The organism is Micromonospora sp. GCM10011542 (assembly GCF_042650685.1).
Taxonomy (GTDB): Bacteria; Actinomycetota; Actinomycetes; order Mycobacteriales; family Micromonosporaceae; genus Micromonospora.
The window spans coordinates 12,577-31,259 of record NZ_JBHSBO010000007.1 but is presented as its reverse complement, the minus strand read 5'-3'; the positions used below and the strand labels follow the sequence as shown (position 1 = coordinate 31,259).

14 protein-coding genes are annotated in these 18,683 nt (G+C 72.9%); 7 read left to right on the top strand and 7 right to left on the bottom strand.

What is annotated here, in order from left to right; all coding sequences use genetic code 11:
* Positions 1 to 45 precede the first annotated feature (45 nt).
* Both ACFOW4_RS01655 and ACFOW4_RS01650 read left to right on the top strand, forming a co-directional pair.
* Positions 46 to 2,886 carry a discoidin domain-containing protein gene (locus tag ACFOW4_RS01655; protein ID WP_377523788.1) on the top strand — a complete coding sequence of 947 codons (2,841 nt, stop codon included), beginning with the start codon at positions 46 to 48 and terminating at the stop codon, positions 2,884 to 2,886.
* A 280-nt stretch (positions 2,887 to 3,166) separates the two neighbouring features.
* Complete coding sequence (locus tag ACFOW4_RS01650) at positions 3,167 to 6,646, top strand: discoidin domain-containing protein (protein WP_377523965.1); 3,480 nt, start codon at positions 3,167 to 3,169, stop codon at positions 6,644 to 6,646.
* A gap of 30 nt (positions 6,647 to 6,676) precedes the next feature.
* Here ACFOW4_RS01650 and ACFOW4_RS01645 read toward each other — a convergent pair whose 3' ends face one another.
* Positions 6,677 to 7,447 carry a crotonase/enoyl-CoA hydratase family protein gene (locus tag ACFOW4_RS01645; protein WP_377523786.1) on the bottom strand — a complete coding sequence of 257 codons (771 nt, stop codon included), beginning with the start codon at positions 7,445 to 7,447 and terminating at the stop codon, positions 6,677 to 6,679.
* Positions 7,448 to 7,581: 134 nt separating this feature from the next.
* Here ACFOW4_RS01645 and ACFOW4_RS01640 point away from each other — a divergent pair, with 134 nt between their 5' ends.
* Entirely contained in the window at positions 7,582 to 8,433 is an 852-nt protein-coding gene (locus tag ACFOW4_RS01640; RefSeq protein WP_377523785.1) for a Rieske 2Fe-2S domain-containing protein, read from the top strand.
* A gap of 158 nt (positions 8,434 to 8,591) precedes the next feature.
* Here the strand turns inward: ACFOW4_RS01640 and ACFOW4_RS01635 are convergent, their stop codons facing one another.
* From ACFOW4_RS01635 to ACFOW4_RS01620, 4 genes are read right to left on the bottom strand one after another with little or no spacing between them, the layout of a single operon-like run.
* A complete protein-coding gene (locus ACFOW4_RS01635) occupies positions 8,592 to 9,803 on the bottom strand; it encodes a LysM peptidoglycan-binding domain-containing protein (protein ID WP_377523782.1) in 1,212 nt (403 codons plus the stop codon).
* Between the two features lie 14 nt (positions 9,804 to 9,817).
* Positions 9,818 to 10,258, bottom strand: coding sequence for a pilus assembly protein TadG-related protein (locus ACFOW4_RS01630; RefSeq protein ID WP_377523780.1), 441 nt, complete (start codon positions 10,256 to 10,258; stop codon positions 9,818 to 9,820).
* The gene (locus ACFOW4_RS01625) at positions 10,255 to 10,686 is read right to left on the bottom strand and encodes a pilus assembly protein (protein WP_377523778.1); all 432 of its coding nucleotides are present in this window, start codon (positions 10,684 to 10,686) and stop codon (positions 10,255 to 10,257) included. The genes ACFOW4_RS01630 and ACFOW4_RS01625 overlap by 4 nt, the downstream gene beginning before the upstream one ends.
* On the bottom strand, positions 10,650 to 11,207 hold the full coding sequence (locus tag ACFOW4_RS01620) for a hypothetical protein (RefSeq protein WP_377523777.1): 558 nt from the start codon (positions 11,205 to 11,207) through the stop codon (positions 10,650 to 10,652). Before ACFOW4_RS01620 ends, ACFOW4_RS01625 begins: the two co-directional genes overlap by 37 nt.
* Before the next feature lie 678 nt (positions 11,208 to 11,885).
* Between ACFOW4_RS01620 and ACFOW4_RS01615 the strand changes: the two genes are divergently transcribed.
* Positions 11,886 to 12,680: a prepilin peptidase gene (locus ACFOW4_RS01615; RefSeq protein WP_377523775.1), complete on the top strand. Its 795-nt coding sequence runs from the start codon at positions 11,886 to 11,888 to the stop codon at positions 12,678 to 12,680.
* 72 nt (positions 12,681 to 12,752) lie between these two features.
* On the opposite strand, the gene ACFOW4_RS01610 is transcribed toward ACFOW4_RS01615, so the two are convergent.
* A complete protein-coding gene (locus ACFOW4_RS01610) occupies positions 12,753 to 13,376 on the bottom strand; it encodes a phosphatase PAP2 family protein (RefSeq protein WP_377523773.1) in 624 nt (207 codons plus the stop codon).
* A 172-nt stretch (positions 13,377 to 13,548) separates the two neighbouring features.
* Between ACFOW4_RS01610 and ACFOW4_RS01605 the strand changes: the two genes are divergently transcribed.
* Positions 13,549 to 15,951: a glycoside hydrolase family 65 protein gene (locus tag ACFOW4_RS01605; RefSeq protein ID WP_377523771.1), complete on the top strand. Its 2,403-nt coding sequence runs from the start codon at positions 13,549 to 13,551 to the stop codon at positions 15,949 to 15,951.
* 7 nt (positions 15,952 to 15,958) lie between these two features.
* Here the strand turns inward: ACFOW4_RS01605 and ACFOW4_RS01600 are convergent, their stop codons facing one another.
* Positions 15,959 to 16,423, bottom strand: a complete 465-nt coding sequence (locus ACFOW4_RS01600) for a hypothetical protein (RefSeq protein ID WP_377523770.1) — start codon at positions 16,421 to 16,423, stop codon at positions 15,959 to 15,961.
* Positions 16,424 to 16,633: 210 nt separating this feature from the next.
* On the opposite strand from ACFOW4_RS01600, the gene ACFOW4_RS01595 reads away from it, so the two are divergent.
* The gene (locus ACFOW4_RS01595) at positions 16,634 to 17,803 is read left to right on the top strand and encodes a low temperature requirement protein A (protein ID WP_377523768.1); all 1,170 of its coding nucleotides are present in this window, start codon (positions 16,634 to 16,636) and stop codon (positions 17,801 to 17,803) included.
* 75 nt (positions 17,804 to 17,878) lie between these two features.
* Positions 17,879 to 18,562 carry a DUF4184 family protein gene (locus ACFOW4_RS01590; protein WP_377523767.1) on the top strand — a complete coding sequence of 228 codons (684 nt, stop codon included), beginning with the start codon at positions 17,879 to 17,881 and terminating at the stop codon, positions 18,560 to 18,562.
* Positions 18,563 to 18,683: the final 121 nt, after the last annotated feature.

The window sequence follows — 18,683 nt, the reverse complement described above, 5'->3', positions numbered from 1 at the left end:
GAGACGGGGGACCTGGCCTGCCTGACAAAAGGGAGAGCGCAGCTCATGGCCAACCACACCACCGGCACCCCGCACCACCTGCGACACCGACCGACCAGGGCGGGGCTCGCCGCCCTCGCCGCCACCCTGCTCGCCGCCGCCTCGGTGACCGTCGTCGCGGTCACCGGCACACCCACACCGGCCCGGGCGGCCGGCCTGTCCCCCTTCGACATCGCCGGCCGGGGAGCCACCGTCCCGTTCGTCGAGCAGGAGGCGGAGAAGGCGAGCCACAACGGCACCCGGATCGGCCCGGACCGGACCTACGGCACGCTGCCGTCGGAGGCGTCCGGCCGGGAGGCGGTCACCCTCGACGCGGCCGGCGAGTACGTCGAGTTCACCCTCACCGCCCCCGCCAACGCGGTCACCTTCCGATACAGCCTGCCCGACAGCGCGGCCGGCACCGGCCGGGACGCCGCCATCGACCTGCGGGCCAACGGGGCACTGCTGAAGTCGGTCCCGGTGACGTCGAAGTACGGCTGGTACTACGGCGGCTACCCGTTCAACAACAACCCGGGCGACAGCAACCCGCACCACTTCTACGACGAGACCCGGGCGATGCTCGGCGCCACCTACCCGGCCGGCGCGAAGATCCGGTTGCAGGTCTCCTCGACCGCCCAGTCGCCGACCTTCACCATCGACCTGGCCGACTTCGAGTTGGTCGGCGCACCGATCGCCAGGCCCGCCGGCGTGCTGGACGTGGTCACCGACTTCGGCGCGGACCCGAGTGGCGCCACCGACTCGACCGCGAAGTTCCAGGCGGCGGTCGATGCCGGCCGGGCGCAGGGCAGGCCGGTCTGGATCCCGACCGGCACCTTCACCCTCTGGGATCACGTGGTGGTCGACGGCGTGACCCTGCGCGGCGCCGGGCCGTGGTACTCGGTGCTCGGCGGCCGGCACCCCACCGACCGCAAGCGGGCCGCCGGCATCTACGGCAGGTACGTCCCGGGCGGCGGCTACACCGGGGAGATCCGGCCGCACGAGGCCGGCGGACCCAGCCGCAACGTCACCCTGCGCGACTTCGCGATCATCGGTGACATCCGCGAACGCGTGGACGAGGACCAGGTCAACGCCATCGGCGGGGCGATGTCCAACTCGGTGGTGGACAACCTCTGGATCCAGCACACCAAGGTCGCCGCGTGGATGGACGGCCCGATGGACGGCTTCACCATCCGCAACAGCCGGATCCTGGACCAGACCGCGGACGGGGTGAACTTCCACACCGGCGTCACCAACTCGACGGTGACCAACACCTTCGTGCGCAACACCGGTGACGACGGTCTGGCGATGTGGGCGCAGAGCGTGCCCAACGTCGGCAACTCCTTCACCTTCAACACCGTCGGCGTGACCATCCTGGCCAACAACATCGTCACCTACGGCGGCCGGGACATCCGGATCACCGACAATGTCACGGCCGACTCGGTCACCAACGGCGGCGGCATCCACGTCGCCAACCGCTATCCCGGCGTCCAAGGCCCCACCGCCGTCGCCGGGACGATCACCGTGGCCCGCAACACGCTGATCCGCAACGGCAACTCCGACTACAACTGGCGCTTCGGCGTTGGCGCGATCTGGTTCTCCGCGCTGAACGAGCCGATCCAGGGCGCCGCCATCACCATCACCGACACCGACATCCTGGACAGCTCGTACGCCGCACTGCACTGGATCGAGGGCCAGACCAGCGGGATCAGCCTGAACAACGTCCGGATCGACGGCGCCGGCACGTACGCCCTCCAGGTGCAGGCGCCCAGCCAGGTGTCCTTCACGAACGTACGGGCCACCGGCATCGCGCAGAGCAACCCGATCCACAACTGCGTCGGCAGCGGCTTCCAGATCACCCAGGGTGCGGGCAACTCCGGTTGGTACACCCCGACCCCGTACTGCGGCCCCTGGCCGGACCCGCGGTGGGGCGGCGGACCCAGCACCCCGCCGACCACGACGCCGCCACCCACCACCCCGCCGCCGGCAAGCGGGAACCTGGCGCTGAACCGGCCAGCGACCGCGTCCAGCAGCAACCAGACCTACACGGCGACTAACGCGGTGGACGGCAACGCCGCCAGCTACTGGGAGAGCGCCAACAACGCCTTCCCGCAGACCCTCACCGTCGACCTGGGGGCCGCCCGGTCCGTCGACCGGGTGGTGCTCAAGCTGCCCGCCGGCTGGGAGCGCCGTACCCAGATGCTGTCGGTGCTCGGCTCCACCGACGGTTCGTCGTACGCCACCCTGGCGGCGTCCGCCGGCCGGGTCTTCGACCCCGGGTCGGGCAACACCGTGTCGATCGGCCTGCCCGCCGGTGACCGCCGCTTCGTCCGGGTGACCGTCACCGGCAACACCGGCTGGCCGGCCGCGCAGCTCGCCGAAATCGAGGTGTACGGCGGCTCCACCACCCCGCCGCCGACCACGCCACCCCCCACCACACCCCCGCCGACCACTGGGAACCTGGCGGCCGGGCGGCCGGTCACCGAGACCAGCCACTCCGACGTGTACGCCGCACCCAACGCGGTGGACGGCAACCCGGCCACCTATTGGGAGAGCGCCAACAACGCGTTCCCGCAGTCGCTGACCGTGGACCTGGGCGCCAGCCGGTCGGTGTCCCGGGTCGTGCTGAAGCTGCCGCCGTCGTCGGCCTGGCAGCCCCGTACCCAGACGCTCTCCGTGCTCGGCTCGACCGACGGAGGCTCCTGGAGCACGGTGCGGCCGTCGGCGGGCTACACCTTCAACCCGGCCAGCGGCAACACGGTCACCATCACCTTCACGGCGACCAACCAGCGGTACCTGCGGCTGACCGTCACCGGCAACAGCGGCTGGCCCGCGGCTCAGCTCAGCGAGTTCGAGGTCTACTCCAGCTAGGCGTACCCCCCGCGCCCGTCACCAGGCACCACACCGCACCCACCCCCGGAAGAGGTGTACCCGACCCATGTCCAGAATCGGCATCAGACGAGGCAATCCACCGACCGGCACGCCCGGTTCCGCCCCTCGCACGGGCCACCGGCGTCTGCTCGCCGGCGTGCTCGCGGGCCTGCTGTTCACCGCCGTCCCGGCCGTGACCCCCGCGGCCAGCGCGAAGCCGGCGCCGCCGGCGGCACCGACCGCCGCCCGTGCCGCCCTGCTCGCCGGGCTCTCCGCCACCATGACCGCCAGCAGCCACGTCCAGACGTACGTGGCGGGCAACGCCAACGACGGCAACGCGGACACCTACTGGGAGAGCGCCAACAACGCCTTCCCGCAGTGGATCCAGGCCGACCTCGGCGCCACGGTCAGCGTGGACCGGGTGGTGCTCAAGCTGCCGCCGTCGTCGGCCTGGCAGACCCGTACCCAGACGCTGTCGGTGCTCGGCTCGACCACCGGCTCGTCGTTCACCCCCCTCAAGGCGTCCGCCGGCTACACCTTCAACCCGGGCACCGGCAACACGGTGACCGTCAGCTTCACCGCGGCCAGCACCCGCTACGTGCGGGTGGAGGTCACCGGCAACACCGGCTGGCCGGCGGCCCAGTTCTCCGAGGTCGAGGTCTACGGCGCGGCCGGCAGCCCGGACACCCAGGCCCCCAGCGCGCCCGGGAACCTCGCGTACACCCAGCCCGCCAGTGGGCAGGTCCGCCTCACCTGGTCCGCGTCCACGGACAACGTCGGGGTGACCGGGTACGACATCTACGCGGGCGGCGCGCTGCGCGGCAGCGTCAGCGGCTCGACGCTGACGTACACCGACAACCAGCCGGACAGCGCCACGGTCTCGTACTACGTCCGTGCGAAGGACGCGGCCGGCAACCAGTCGGCGAACAGCAACACGGTCACCCGGACCGGCACCGGCAACCCGCCGACCGGCACCAACCTGGCCGTCGGCAAGCCGATCACCGCCTCCGGGTACGTGCACACGTTCGTGGCCACCAACGCCAACGACAACAACGTGACCAGCTACTGGGAGGGCAACGGCAACCCGAGCACGCTGACCGTGCAGCTCGGCGCCAACGCCAGCCTCAGCCAGATCGTGCTGAAGCTGAACCCGGACCCGGTCTGGGGGCCACGCACCCAGAACATCACCGTCCTCGGCCGGGACCAGGGCTCCTCGACCTTCACCACGCTGGCCGGCGCGGCGAACTACGGCTTCAGCCCGGCCAGCGGCAACACGGTGACCATCCCGGTCTCCGGTGCGGTGGCCGACGTACGGCTCTCGATCGCCTCCAACACCGGTGCGCCGGCGGGACAGGTGGCCGAGTTCCAGGTCATCGGGGTTCCGGCCCCGAACCCGGACCTGACCGTCACCGGAATGTCGTTCAGCCCGTCCGCGCCGGTGGAGACGAGCAGCATCTCGCTGTCGGCGACCGTGCGTAACGCCGGCTCGGCCGCCTCCGGCGCCACCAACGTCAACTTCTACCTCGGCGCCACCCGGGTCGGCACCGCCCCGGTCGGCGGCCTGGCGGCCGGCGCGTCGGCCACCGTCACCGTGAGCATCGGCACCCGGGACGCGGGCAGCTACCCGTTGAGCGCGAAGGTCGACGAGTCGAACACCGTCGTCGAGCAGGATGACACCAACAACAGCTACACCAACCCGACCCCGCTGGTGGTCAGCGCGGTGGCCAGCTCCGACCTGCTCGCCTCCGCGGTCGACTGGTCACCGGGCAACCCGCCCCCGGGCAGCACGGTGACCTTCTCCGTGTCGATCCGCAACGCCGGCAACGTCGCCTCCGCGTCCGGAGCGCACGGCATCACCCTGACCGTGCTCAACGAGGCCGGCACCGTGGTCCGTACCCTGACCGGCTCGTACTCCGGCGTGATCAACGCCGGGGCCACGGTCGGCCCGGTCAACCTGGGCACCTGGACCGCCGTGAACGGTAGGTACACCGTCCGGGTGGTGCTCGCCGCCGACGGCAACGAGCTGCCGGTCAAGCAGGCCAACAACACCACCGACCGACCGCTCTTTGTCGGGCGTGGTGCCAACCTCGGCTACGACATGTACGAGGCCGAGGACGGCACGGTCGGCGGCGGCGCCGGGCAGGTCGGCCCGAACCGGACCATCGGTGACCTCGGCGGCGAGGCGTCCGGACGTCGGGCGGTGACCCTGAACAGCACCGGCGCGTACGTCGAGTGGACCACCCGGGCGGCGACCAACACCCTGGTCACCCGCTTCTCCATCCCCGACTCGCCGGGCGGCGGGGGCATCGACTCGACGCTGAACATTTACGTCAACGGCACCCTGCACAAGCCGATCAACCTGACCTCCAAGCACATCTGGCTCTACGGCGCGGAGGCCAGCCCGAGCGACTCGCCGAGCGCCGGCCCGCCCCGCCACCTGTACGACGAGGCGAACGTGATGCTGAACGCCACCATCCCGGCGGGCAGCAGGATCCGTCTGCAGAAGGACCCGGCCAACACCACCACCTACGCGATCGACTTCATCAACCTGGAGCTGGTCGCGCCGCGGGCCAACCCGGACCCGGCCCGCTACCGGGTGCCGAGCGGCTTCAGCCACCAGGACGTGCAGAACGCGCTGGACGCGGTCCGGATGGACACCACCGGCACGCTGGTCGGCGTCTACCTGCCGGCCGGCACGTACGAGACCGCCCAGAAGCTCCAGGTGTACGGCAAGCCGGTGAAGGTGGTCGGCGCGGGCATGTGGTACACCCGCTTCCAGACGCCGCCCTCCCAGCAGAACACCGACGCGGGCTTCCGGGTGGAGTCCTCGGCCAGCGGGTCGACGTTCTCGCACCTCGCCTTCTTCGGCAACTACACGGTGCGTCAGGACGGGCCGGGGAAGGTCTGGGGCGAGTTGAAGGACGTCGACAACATGACCCTGGACAGCGTCTGGGTCGAGCACACCGTCTGCGCGTACTGGGGGGTGAGCGTCAGCGGGTTGACCATCCGCGACAGCCGCTTCCGGAACACCTTCGCCGACGGCGTGAACATGACCAACGGCAGCACCAACAACCTGGTCACCAACACCGAGGGGCGGTCCAACGGCGATGACGCGTTCGCCCTCTTCTCGGCCACCGACCAGGGTGCCTCCACCTCCAACCACGGCAACGTGTTCGAGAACCTCACCGCCACGCTGACCTGGCGGGCGGCCGGGCTGGCGGTCTACGGCGGCTACGACAACGTGTTCCGCAACCTGTACATCGCGGACATGTTGACGTACTCGGGGATCACCATCAGCTCGCTGGACTTCGGCTACCCGTTCATCGGTTTCGGGGCCAGCCCACCGACCCAGTTCCAGAACATCTCGCTGATCCGGGCCGGTGGTCACTTCTGGGGGTCGCAGACGTTCCCCGCGATCTGGGTCTTCTCCGCCTCGAAGGAGTTCCGCGGCATCCGGGTGTCGGACGTGGACATCGTCGATCCGACGTACACCGGCATCATGTTCCAGACCAAGTACACCGGCTCGCAGCCGGAGAACCCGATCATCGACACGGTCTTCACGAACGTCTCGATCAGCGGCGTCCGGAAGAGCGGTGACGCGTTCGACGCGAAGTCGGGCTACGCGATCTGGGCCAACGAGATGCCGGAACCGGGTCAGGGCCCGGCGGTCGGGTCGGTCACCTTCACCAACCTGCGGCTGACCAACAACTACCAGGACATCCGCAACACCACGTCGACCTTCACCATCAACCGCAACTGATCCGGCAGACGCCGATGCCGCCGGGAGGGTTTACCCTCCCGGCGGCACCGCGCCGTGTCGGCCCGCGCCGGCGGCGAAGCGGGCCGCACCGGCCGACGCGTCGCTCGCCAGCGACTCCATCCCGTACGCCAGCTCGGTCGCGAGCGCCTCCGGCTCGGGCCGACCGGCGCCGGCCAGCACCGCCGCCCGGTCGTTGCGCAGGCAGCTCTGCGGATGCCGGGCGATCGCGGCCGCCAGCTCCTCCGCCGCCGTGCGTGCCGCGCCCGGCGGCACCAATCGGTTGACCAGACCCATCGAGTACGCCTCCTCCGCCGGCACCGGCCGGCCGGTGAGGATCAGGTCCATCGCCCGGCTCTCGCCGATCAGCCGGGGCAGCCGGACCGTGCCACCGTCGATCAGCGGTACGCCCCACCGCCGGCAGAACACCCCCAGTGTCGCGTCGGACTCGGCGACCCGCAGGTCGCACCAGAGGGCCAGCTCCAGCCCGCCGGCCACCGCGTACCCGGAGATCGCCGCGATCACCGGCTTGCCCAGCCTCATCCGGGTGGGACCCATCGGGCCGTCGCCCTCCGGCTCGACCCGGTTGCCGCTGGGCGTGCCGATCGCCTTGAGGTCGGCGCCCGCGCAGAACGTCCCGCCGGCACCCCAGAGCACGGCCACCGCCGCGTCCGGGTCGGCGTCGAAGGCGCGGAACGCGTCGGCCAGCGCCCGGGCCGTCGGCCCGTCGACCGCGTTACGGGCCGCCGGCCGATCCATGATCACGGTGGTCACCGGCCCGGCGTGCTCCACCCGTACTCCCATCGGCACAGCATGCCCGGCCCGGGCCCGGCGCGCACCGACGGCCGGGAAGCGCGGTTGGGGGTGTCGTCACGTCCTGCTACAGGTTCGTCACCGCCGGCCGGTTTGCGACGGCGTTCGCCGGGAAGTCGGTACCCGTGCGAGAGATCCTGACGAAGATCGAGCAGGCGTCCCGGCTGGACCGGGTGGGTGACCGCCTGCAACGGGTGGTCCTGAGTACGTTGCGTCCGCGGCGGCTGCGGGACGTGCTGCACGGGGTTCCGCTGGGGCACCCGCTGCATCCGGCGATGGTGCAGGTGCCGGTGGGTTCCTGGATCAGCGCGGCGGTGCTGGACCTGATGCCCGGGCAGCGCAGGGCGGCCACCGCGCTGGTCGGGCTGGGCACCGTCAGCGCCCTGCCCGCGGCCGTCGCCGGTTTGAACGACTGGGCGGCCCTCTCCCGCGACCAGCGCCGCGTCGGCCTGGTGCACGCCGCCGCCAACACCGTCGGCGTGACGCTCTATGCCGGCTCGCTGGCCGCGCGGCTCACCGGCCGGCACAACGTCGGCCGTACCCTCGGCTGGCTCGGGCTCTCCGCCGCGAGCCTCGGGGCGTACATCGGCGGGCACCTGGCGTACAAGCAGGGGGCCCAGGTCAACCAGAGCATCTCCGAGCTGCGCCGGATGAGCGACGGCTGGCACTCGCTGGCCGAGATGGACGCCCTGCCGCAGCGCACGCTGATCACCCGCGAGGTGGACGACGTGTCGGTGATTCTCTACCGCCACGGTGACGAGGTCACCGTGATGTTGGAGCGCTGCCCGCACCAGAGTGGGCCGCTCGGTGAGGGCGAGGTACAGGAGATCGGCGGTCACGCCTGCGTGGTCTGCCCCTGGCACGGCAGCGCGTTCCGACTCAACGGCGGCGAGGTCGTGCAGGGACCGTCCGGCAACGACCAGCAGATCCTGCCCACCCGGATCCGCGACGGGGTGCTCCAGACCCGCGTCCCGTGACCATCCGCGTCTTGCCGAGGCTGTACGGGCCGGGGCTCTGTGACGGTGCTCCGGGCGCGTCCGCGTTGGTCCCGCCCGGGACCGGTACTGCTCTCAGCGGATATGCCTCAGAGTCATGACTATGACTCTGAGGCATATCCCTCTCCTGTGACCTCGGGTCAGGTCCGCCGGTGCCGGCCGATCGGAGGTCCGTCCGGCACGGAGTCGAGACCGTGGCCGCCGTCCAGCAGCCCACCCGCAGCGTCGGCCGTCCTGTCGGGGCCGCCCCGGGTGCTGCCGGCGCGGGCGGACGCGGCCAGCCTGGGCGCCGCGCCGCCGGTGGCCGGGCGGCGACGCAGGCCGAGCGCCGCGCCGATCTGTGCGCCGACGATGCTCGCCACGGCCAGTACGGCGGAGACCGCCAGCGGCCGGTTCACCCGGTCGGCGGTGCCGGCCCGGGCCGCGCCGACGGTCATGGTGGGCGACCTGCCGGCCGATTCGGTGCCGCTCGGCAGGACCGAGTTCACCTGCTCCGGCGCGGTTTGCTCAGGTGCCGGACGCGGCGGCCGGGGGGCGGCGGGTTTGCCGACCAGGCGGCCGGTGGCGTGCGGACGAGCACCCTGGTCGGCTGCCTCCGTCGGCAGCCTGAGCAACTGGCCGGGGCGGATCCGATCCGGGTCGTCCAGCCGGTTCAGCTCGGCGAGCCGCCGGTAGTCGGCGAACTCGTCCAGGTAGCGCTCGGCCACGTCGCCGAGGTAGTCGCCCCTCGCCACCCGGTACACGGGCGCCGGGCCGTCCGCGGTCGCTCCGGTCGCGGCCTGCCCCAGCGGCCCGGTACCGGCGAGTGGCGCCGCCACGCCCGGTACCGCACCCGCCCTGCCCATCGCCGCCAGCCCCGCCCCGGAGACGCCCGGACCGGCCAGGCCCGGAGCGGCCTGCACGGTGGCGGCGGACGCGGTGGGCAGGGCGTACGGCGAGGGGCCGGTCAACGCGGCGGCGCTGGCGGCGGCCGGGCTGGCGGCGAGGATCAGCGCGACCGAACCGACCAGCGCGGCGGCGGCCTTCTGCTGTCGGCTCATCCCGGGCAGCCGGGGCGCGGGCCGACGCAGCGTCTGCGCCCCCAGCTCGACGAGCACCGAGAAGGCGAACGTGGCCCAGCCGAACCAGCCGGCCAGCGCCAACGCCCGCAGGAAGAGCTGCCCGTCGTCCCGGCTGGTCAGCGCGGCGCCCACCTCGGCGATCGTGGGCAGGTGGTCGGGTAGGGGATTGCCGGCGAAGGCGAGCAGCGCCACCGGCGCGCCGGCCAGCAGCGCGCAGAGCACGACCAGCGCGCCGACGCCGGTGAGAATGCGTCCGGCCCGCCGTACGACGGACCGATCGGATACGGCCATGGCTGCCTTCCTTCCTACGGTCCCGTGCTGATGGCCCGCGCGGTCGCCTCGCCGGTGACGGTGACCGTGTCGGCGAGGCCGAACAGCCCGAGCATCGAGCGGCGGTAGGTGATCGTGACGCGTACCTGGACGAGGGTCTCCCCGGCGACCTGCGGGAAGCTGACGCTGTGGCCGGTGGTGCCGGCGGCGGCCAGGTAGTCGGCCACCGCGACGCGGGCCTGTGGCTCGTCGATCCGCTTGGGCCCACCCTCGATCGCGGTGGCCCGGTCGATGGCCTGGCCGCCGGCCCGGGCGGCCTCGGCGGCGAGGTTGTCGGCGCGTTGCAGGGTGCGCAGCTGCCCGGCGCCGTCGAAGGAGAGCCCCACGATGGCCAGGACGCCGGTCATCGCCACCGCCAGGAAGATGCTCACCCGGCCGTGGTCGGTCCCGGCCGGAGGGCGGGGTGACGCGTTCATCGCCGACTCCGGTAGCGGTCCAGCGGCGAGGTGAAGCTCGCGCTGATCCGGTTGCTGGTCGGCATGCCGGGCACCGCGGAAAGCCGTAGGTCCTGGAAGGACACCGTGCAGGTGATGCGCACGGTCACCGTGGCGTTCTGCCCCACCCGGCTGCGGAAGGCCCGGTCGAAGCTGGTCGACCGACCGGCCACCGAGCCGGTGAAGGTGAGCGTCGGGGCGGCGGTGCAGACCAGGCCGCGCCAGTCGAGCTGTCGCCGGGCGGCGTCCCGCGCCTCGGCCCGCGCGGTGTCGGCGTCCCGGGAGATCGAGGCGGCCCGGGCGGCGTCGTGCGCGGCGGCGTCGATCGCCTCGGCGGCCACCGCGCTGCGCCCGGCCACGCCGGCCAGCACCATCAGCGCGATGAACGCGGGCGCGAGCACCGCGACCATCGGCCGTCCGAATAGCGGGTGGCGGTGGCGGTGGCCAGGTGCCGACCGCCGCCGCTGCCGGGGACGACCCGCTTGTCCTTGGCGTAGACCAGCCGGTAGCCGGTCGCGTCCAGGCAGTCCTGGATCTCGACGGTCGCCGGCACCGTGTCCAGGCTGACCGAGGTCACCGTCGGGTTGGAGAGCCGCCTCCCGGTACGCATCGCGCCGTGCTCCTTTGCCTCGCGAATGGACAATCGGACCCGGGTGAGCAGTGGATCGGCGAGGAATCTGGACAGTTCCGGCGCGCGTGGATCACTGCGCCGGCTGGCCGTACGGGATGCGGCGAGATAGCCGGAGTACGCGTCGAGCGCCGCTTTTTCGGCGGCCCGCGCTTCGGCGTCCCGGTCCGCCCGCTGCTCGGTCTTCCGGGCCGGCGCCGGCCGTTCGACCACCTCCCGCCCGCTGCCACAGGCGGCGACCGGCACCGCCACCACGACCGCCAGCAGGCAGTTTGCCGCTCTTCCGAGCTGCCGTACGCGCACCGTCGAGCCTCCTCGGGGTCGCCCGGTCCAGCGGGGGCACACCGGTTCCCGGGCATGCGGAAACGCGCCCGGATGAGCACATCCGGAGCCGTGCATTACGCTTCCGCATTCACCGTCACGGATCTTTTACAAATGCGAAGTCCTGTGTCGTCCGGTTCTTGTGGTGAGGCTTGCGTCACACCCAAGGGGCGAGCATAGGCTGACGTTCGCCGATGCAACAGAGGCAATTCAAGCGAACACTGTGCGTGATGACGGGTGGTGGTGGCGAGTGGCCGTGACGCGTTCCGAGCGCTGGCCGGACGAGCGGGTGGGTGTGGTCGCCGGTCGCCCCGGCGTCCGGGGCCGAACGCGTGGCGGCGTCGTCCCTCCGAGTGGGACAACGTGGCGTCATCCCGGCATCCGACCGGCGTCGCCGGTCAGCCGGCTATCCGCGCCGGCCCGCGCGGCGGTCGAGGCAGAGGGCGACCCCGGGACGCCCCGCCGAGCCGGTGCCGGGGTCGCTTTCCGCGCCATCCGCTACACCCAAGCGATCGTTCAGTCATGATCCGTGTTCGCTGCGGATGCCGTTGTCGCCCGGGCGGGACGGTCCCCGTGGCACTGACCGGCCCCCCGCCGGCCGTCCCGACGGGCTCCCGGCCGGCCGGCGGCGGGACGCCCGCGGCTTCCGCAGCCGGCCCGGTGCGCGACGGTGCTGCCGGCCGGGCGCGCGTCGGCCGCGGCACGCCGGATGCCGGCCGGTCCAGGCGGTTCCCGGCGTCGGCCGTGGTGGCCGTGCTCGCGGTCGGCCCGCTGCTCCGGCTGGCCGCCCTGCGGCACGCCGTACCGTCGGGCACCGCCACGCGGGCCGGCTGCGACGCCTGCGGCGCGCCGGTCGGCCTGGCCCGGCCGTGGCCCGCGCTGGGTCCGGCGGCCCGATGTGGGCACTGCCCGGCGCGGATCGGTCCGCCGCCGGCCACCGTCGAGTTGGCCGTCCTCGCCGGGCTGGTGGTGCTCGCGCTCGTCGGCCCGCCGGTCGGCCCGCTGGCGGCGGTCGCCTGGTGGTTGGGCTGGACGGTACCGGCGGTCCTCGTCGACCTGGCCGTGCACCGGCTGCCGGACCGGCTCACCCTGCCGGCGGCGGCGGGGACCTGGCTGCTGCTCGGCGTGGCCGCGCTCGCGGGCGCCGGAGCCGCGCCCCTGCTGCGGGCGCTGGCGGCCGGCGTCGGGCTGGCGCTGTTCTTCGCGGCCAGCACGCTCCTGCTGGGCCGGCGCGGCTTCGGGCTGGGCGACGCCAAGCTGGCGCTCATCGTGGGCGCGCTGCTCGGCTGGTACGGCTGGCCGCATCTGGTGTCCGGGCTGCTGCTCGCCCTCGGGCTCTCCGCGCTGGTCAGCCTCGGGCTGCTGGCCGTGCGTCGGGTCCGGTGGTCGACCCACCTGCCGTTCGGCCCGTTCCTCCTGCTCGGCACGATCGGCGCGCTACTCCTGGCGACCTGACCGAGCGCCCGCCCCCGCGCCGCCGGGCGGCGGCCGCATGATCGTGCTCGATCCTGGATGGAGTGGCCGGGCTCAGGGGCGGGTGCGGCCGTTCACGGCGTGGGCGAGCGGCCGGTCGGCGCGGCGGCGCAGCGCCTCGGCGGCCGGGCGGGCCAGCAGCGGGGTGACCAGCGCGGCGACCAGCCCACCGAGCAGCACGCCGGCTGCCACATCGTGCGGGTAGTGCACGCCCACGAAGACCCGGGAGAACGCGGCCAGCGCGGCCAGCGGCAGCGCGAGCAGCCCGAGTCGGCGGGAAAGCAGCAGCGTGGTGACCGCCAGCGCACCGGCCAGGGTGGCGTGGTTGCTGGGGAACGACCAGTCGCCCGTGGGTGGGCAGTGGCCGGCGACGATCGCCCGGGCGACCGTCCGGCACGGGCGCTCCTCGTCGACCACGGTCTTGAGCCACTCGCTGCACCCGTACGCCAGGACCGTCGGTATCGGCGCGACCAGCGCGAGCGCCCGGTCGTGCGGCCCGCCGCGGAGCCGGCCCAGCGCGGACACCAGCAGCAGCACGCCGAGCAGCAGGATCACTCCCTCGGTGGCGTGCCCGACGAACCACTGCACCGGCTGCGGGCTGTCGACGGCGACGTCGACCACGTCGCGGTACCACTCGACACTGATCTCCGGAACATCCGTGTTGCCGGCCTGGACCATGAATCACCTCACCACATGTTCATACCCCGTTCATCCGGGAGACAGGGTAGGAACGCGGCCGTGGGCACCGCAGGAGACGAAGGACGGGGCGTCGTCCCCGCCTTCGTCTCAGCGATCGCACAGCCGGCCCTGGTTGGGTGATGAAGGACGTCGGCGCTCGACAGGAGGTCCCGTGCACACCAGTCCCGCCAGCGACCAACCGCCGCTCGCCGCCGGGAGCGGAAACGACGAGACCTGGCGGATCCGGCGTACGGCGGCCGACCTGGACCGGCTCGGCGAGACGGAGTCGATCTTCGCGTTGGGCAACGGGTGGGTCGGCTGGCGCGGCGTCCTCGACGAGGGCGCACCCTGCGCGATGCCGGGCAGTTACCTCAACGGCTTCCACGAGCGGCGGCCGATCAGCTATCCGGAGGAGGGCTACGCCTTTCCCCAGGCCAGCGACACCGTGGTCAGCGCGCCGAACGCGGCCCTGATCCGGCTCTGGGTCGACGACGAGCCGCTGGACGTGCGTACCGGCACCCTGCGGACCCACGAGCGGGTGCTCGACCTGCGTGCCGGCGTGCTGCGCCGGGAGACCGAATGGATCTCACCGGCCGGCCGGGGCGTCCGGATCCGCAGCACCCGGCTGGTGTCGCTGCCCCGGCGTCCGGTCGCCGCGGTCCGGTACGAGGTCGAGCCGCTGGACGCCCCGGTCGAGCTGCGCGTCTGCTCCGACCTGCTGGCCAACGAGCGGGTGCCGGAGCGCTCCGACGATCCCCGGGCCGCCTCGGTGATCACCGACCCGCTGACCGCCGAGGCGCGTCGCGCGACCGGTCTCGACGGGGTGCTGGTGCACCGCACCGAGCGGAGCGGTCAGCGCGTCGCGGTGGCCGTCAGCCACCTGGTGGACGCGCCGGACACCATGGCCACCAGCGGCGACTGCACCCCGGACCGGGTACGGCTGGCCGTGACCGGCCGGCTGTACCCCGGCCAGCGGCTGCGGCTGACCAAGTTCGCCGCGTACGAGTGCGCGCCGGTGGACGGCACCCCCGCCGACGAGCTGGCCGACCTGGTCGCCGCCGAGGCGGACGCGGCCCGCGCGGACGGCTTCGACGCCCTCCTCGCCGACCAGCGCGCCACCCTGGACTCCGCCTGGCGGACCGCCGACGTGCTCCTCGACGGCGACCCGGAGCTCCAGCAGGCGATCCGGTTCGCGACCTTCCACCTGCTCCAGGCCGGCCGGCCGGACGGTGACCGCACCATCCCCGCCAAGGGGCTGACCGGCAACGGCTACGACGGCCACGTGCTCTGGGACACCGAGAGCTACGTCCTGCCGGTGCTCACCTACGTGGCGCCGACGGTGGCCCGGTCGGCGCTGCGCTGGCGGCACGCCCACCTCCCCGAGGCCCGGGACCGGGCGGCCGAACTGCGGCTCGCCGGCGCCACCTTCCCGTGGCGGACCATCGGCGGCCGGGAGTGCTCCGGCTACTGGCCGGCCGGCACCGCCGCACTGCACGTCAACGCCGACATCGCCGACGCCGTGCTGCGCTACCTGGCGGCCACCGGCGACGAGCGGTTCCTCGCCGACGCGGGGCTGGAGCTGCTGGTGGAGACGGCCCGGCTCTGGCACGGTTTCGGCCACTGGTCGGACACCGGCACGTTCCACCTGCACGGGGTCACCGGGCCGGACGAGTACGCCGCGCTGGTCAACGACAACGTCTTCACCAATCTGATGGCGCGGCGCAACCTGTCCGGCGCCGCGGACGCCGCCGAGCGCCACCCGGACCTGGCCGAGCGGCTCGGCGTGGACCCGGCCGAGGTGGCCGGCTGGCGGGCTGCGGCCGACGCAGTCTTCGTCCCGTACGACCGCAAGCGCGGGGTGCACCAGCAGGCCGCCGGGTTCACCGAGCAGCCGGAGTGGGACTTCGCGAACACCGGCGAGGACGACTACCCACTGCTGCTGCACTACCCCTACCTGGAGCTCTACCGCAAGCAGGTGGTCAAGCAGGCCGACCTGGTGCTGGCCATGCTGCGCTGCCCGGGCGAGTTCACCGCCGACGAGAAGGCCCGCAACGTCGCCTACTACGAGGCCCGTACGGTCCGCGACTCGTCGCTGTCGGCCTCGGCGCAGGCGGTGCTGGCCGCCGAGGTCGGTCACCTCGACCTGGCGTACGACCTGTTCGCCGAGTCGGTCCTGCAGGATCTCCAGGACCTGGGTGACAAGACTGCCGACGGGCTGCACCTGGCGTCCCTGGCCGGTTCGTGGCTGGCGTTGGTGCAGGGCTTCGGCGGGCTGCGCGACGACCGGGGGGTGCTCTCCTTCGACCCCCGGCTGCCCCGGCGGGTCGACCGGCTGGCGTTCAGCCTGCGCTGGCGCGGGCACCGGCTGCGGGTCACGCTGACCCATGACGAGGCCCGCTACGAGCTGCCCGACGCGGAAGCCGACGACGGGATCGAGGTGTGGCACCACGGCGAGCCGCTGCGGGTCACCGCCGCCGGGCCGGTGCTGCGGCCGATGCCGCCGGTGCCCGATGCCGGACCCGAGCCGAAGTCCCCGCCCGGTCGCCGACCCGCGCGTCGCTCGGCCGGCGACTGACCTGGCGTCACGTCGTGCCGGGGGTGCCGGACATCCGTTCCCGCACCGCCTCCAGCGCCTCGAAGGCGTACGCCCAGTTGTGGCACTTGAAACTGCGCAGGCCGTCGATGGCGGTGTGGCAGTCGGCGCAGCGTACGCCGGGGATGGCGGCCGGCACCTCGGTGTTGACGTACTTGCGCTCGCCCAGGATCACGGTGGCGATCATGGCCTTGTCGTGCACCCCGGAGAGCGCCGACGAGACGATGTCGTACCAGGTGACCCGCCGGCCGCACTTCGGGCAGTCCGGCTCGTCGCCGCTGACCCAGAGCGGGGCGCCGACGCTGCGCGCCGGCATGCCGAGCAGCTTCTCCAGCCGCCGCACGTCCGACTCCGGGGTGGTCCACCGGTGCCGGCCCGGCAGCGACGCGGGTGAGTCGTACACGGCGCGGAACAGGTCCGGATCGACCTGCACGGTCTCCCGCTGACTGGTCATCGGCGTGCCTCCTCGCTGGATGCTCCCACCGTGGTCGGCGGTGACCAGGGGCGCAACCGGATCAACGACACGAGGGGCCGACGTGTCGTTCCTGAGGTGTTGGAGCCCGGTCCGGTCGCGCCCACCCACTCGCCGCTCCCCGCTTTCGCCTCGCGTCACGTATTCCGGGTGGTACGACGGTCGCAGGGCGGGCCACCGGGAGGAGCGCCGATGGCGAGCAGACCGGAACGACTGCTGCGGGGGAGCGACGCGCCGCTCAGCGCCTCGTTTCTGGAACTCTTCTTCGACCTGGCGTTCGTGCTCGCCCTCAGCCAACTGGCTCACCACCTGCTCGCCGACCTCACCCCGGTCGGCGCGTCGCGTACCGCGCTGCTGTTGGCCGCCGTCTGGTGGCTCTGGGTGACCACCACCTGGTCGACCGACTGGTACGACCCGGAGACGCCGGCGATCCGCATACTCCTGGTCGCCGCCACCCTGGGCGCGCTGCTGGCCGGGGTGGCGGTCCCGGAGGCGCTGGACGGGCGGGGGCCGCTCTTCGCCGGCGCGTACGTCGCCGTCCACGTCGCGCGGGGGGTGATCACCGGCTTCGCGCTGCGCGGTCACCCGCGACAGGGCCGGGCGTTGCGGGTTCTGTCCTGGTTCTGCGTCTCCGCCGTACCCTGGCTGGTCGGCGCTTTCGTGCCGTCCTGGCGGATCCCGCTCTGGATGCTCGGCCTCGCCATCGACGTCGTGGGGCCTCCGCTCGGCTGGCCCATCCCCAGGTTCGGACGGGCACGGCAGAAGGAACTGCGCCTCACCGGCCAGCACTTCGCCGAGCGGTACCAGCAGGTGATGATCGTTGCGCTCGGCGAGCTGATCCTGGTCGCCGGCCTCGCGTACTCCGGCACCCGAACCAGCCTCCCGCAGACCGTGACGTTTCTGCTGATCTTCGCCACCGCCGTCCTGATCGGGCTGCTCTACGTGACACCAGCCGGCTCGTTCCTCGGACCCGCCATTGAGCGGGGTACCCCGTCCGGGCTCGGCGCCACCACTGGCTACCTGCACCTGCTCATGATCGCCGGAGTGGTGTCGACCGCGGTCGGGGCCGAACTGGCCATCGCCCACCCGACCGAGACCGGCGACCTGACCGCCGTCGCGGTCATCGGGGCAGGGCCGACGCTCTTCCTCGCCGGGCGCATCCTGCTCTCCATGGCGATCTACCGGCGATTCTCCTGGCCGCGGTTGGCCGGCCTGCCCGTCATGGTCGCCGCCACGGGGGCGACCAGGATGATGCCGCTGCTGGCGGTCACCGCGGCCACCACGGCGGTGCTGTTCGTGGTGGCCGTCGTGGACCACGCCGGCCTCCTCGCTTCCCGCCGCGTGCGCAGATCGGCGCTGTAGTTTCTCCCGCTGACGGCGAGCGCGGCCGTAGCGCTGTCCGCTCATCGGTCGTCCCTCGCCGTTACGCTGCGGCCCGTGCCGCTGACGTTCCCCTCCCACGCCGCGCTGCCGCTGCCGCTGAAGCTCTGGCGGCCCCGCTGGTTCGACGGCGTGGCGCTCGTCGTCGGCTCCGGCGCACCCGACCTGGCTTACGCACTCGACGGTTCGGGCCTGCCCGTGTTTCCCCTGTCGCACCAGCCGGCCGGGCTGATCCTGTTCTGCCTGCCCGTGACGCTGCTGTGCGGAACGATCGTGCGCTGGGCGGCGCCGGCCGTCGCCGTGCACCTGCCGTCCCGTCCCGCCGCGCTGGCCCTGCGCGACTACGGTTCGCTCGGCGGCTCGCGGCCGGCCCTGGCGGTCAGCGCGTGCTCGGCCGTGCTCGCGGCGGCGACCCACCAGGCATGGGACCGCCTGACCACCGACAAACCCGTGCTGGACTGGGCCTCGACCGTGCTCGGCGCACTGGCGGCGCTGGCCCTCGCCGTACACATCGGGCGCCGCGGGCTACTGCGGGCGTGGCACGGTGAGCCGCTCGTCGCTCCGGCGCGGCCCCGCCTGTTCTGGACCGTCGCCGCATCGGTGACCGCCACCGGGGCGCTGGTCGCGTCGCAACTACCGGGCGCCTTCCTGGCGCACACCAGCGGGGCACGGCTGATCGGAGCGTTGGCGCTGGGACTGACCGCCGGTGCTGCCGCGACGCGCCTGCCCCGAGCGGTGTAACGGCCTTTGATCTTGCGGCGCTCAGCAGACGGACAACAGAAATATGTCGTTGTCCCGGCCGGGCTCATCGGCCCGGAGCCATCCCTCCGACGGAAGGATCCGATGTCTGCAACCCCTGGAC

What these genes read in the sequence shown, in the direction of transcription:
- ACFOW4_RS01645 (WP_377523786.1), bottom strand. Translation starts at nt 7,447, where the DNA reads ATGGGAGTACGGGTGGAGCACGCCGGGCCGGTGACCACCGTGATCATG.
- ACFOW4_RS01610 (WP_377523773.1), bottom strand. Translation starts at nt 13,376, where the DNA reads ATGGTCCAGGCCGGCAACACGGATGTTCCGGAGATCAGTGTCGAGTGG.
- ACFOW4_RS01630 (WP_377523780.1), bottom strand. Translation starts at nt 10,258, where the DNA reads ATGAACGCGTCACCCCGCCCTCCGGCCGGGACCGACCACGGCCGGGTG.
- ACFOW4_RS01600 (WP_377523770.1), bottom strand. Translation starts at nt 16,423, where the DNA reads ATGACCAGTCAGCGGGAGACCGTGCAGGTCGATCCGGACCTGTTCCGC.
- ACFOW4_RS01650 (WP_377523965.1), top strand. Translation starts at nt 3,167, where the DNA reads ATGACCGCCAGCAGCCACGTCCAGACGTACGTGGCGGGCAACGCCAAC.
- ACFOW4_RS01625 (WP_377523778.1), bottom strand. Translation starts at nt 10,686, where the DNA reads ATGGTCGCGGTGCTCGCGCCCGCGTTCATCGCGCTGATGGTGCTGGCC.
- ACFOW4_RS01595 (WP_377523768.1), top strand. Translation starts at nt 16,634, where the DNA reads ATGGCGAGCAGACCGGAACGACTGCTGCGGGGGAGCGACGCGCCGCTC.
- ACFOW4_RS01635 (WP_377523782.1), bottom strand. Translation starts at nt 9,803, where the DNA reads ATGGCCGTATCCGATCGGTCCGTCGTACGGCGGGCCGGACGCATTCTC.
- ACFOW4_RS01655 (WP_377523788.1), top strand. Translation starts at nt 46, where the DNA reads ATGGCCAACCACACCACCGGCACCCCGCACCACCTGCGACACCGACCG.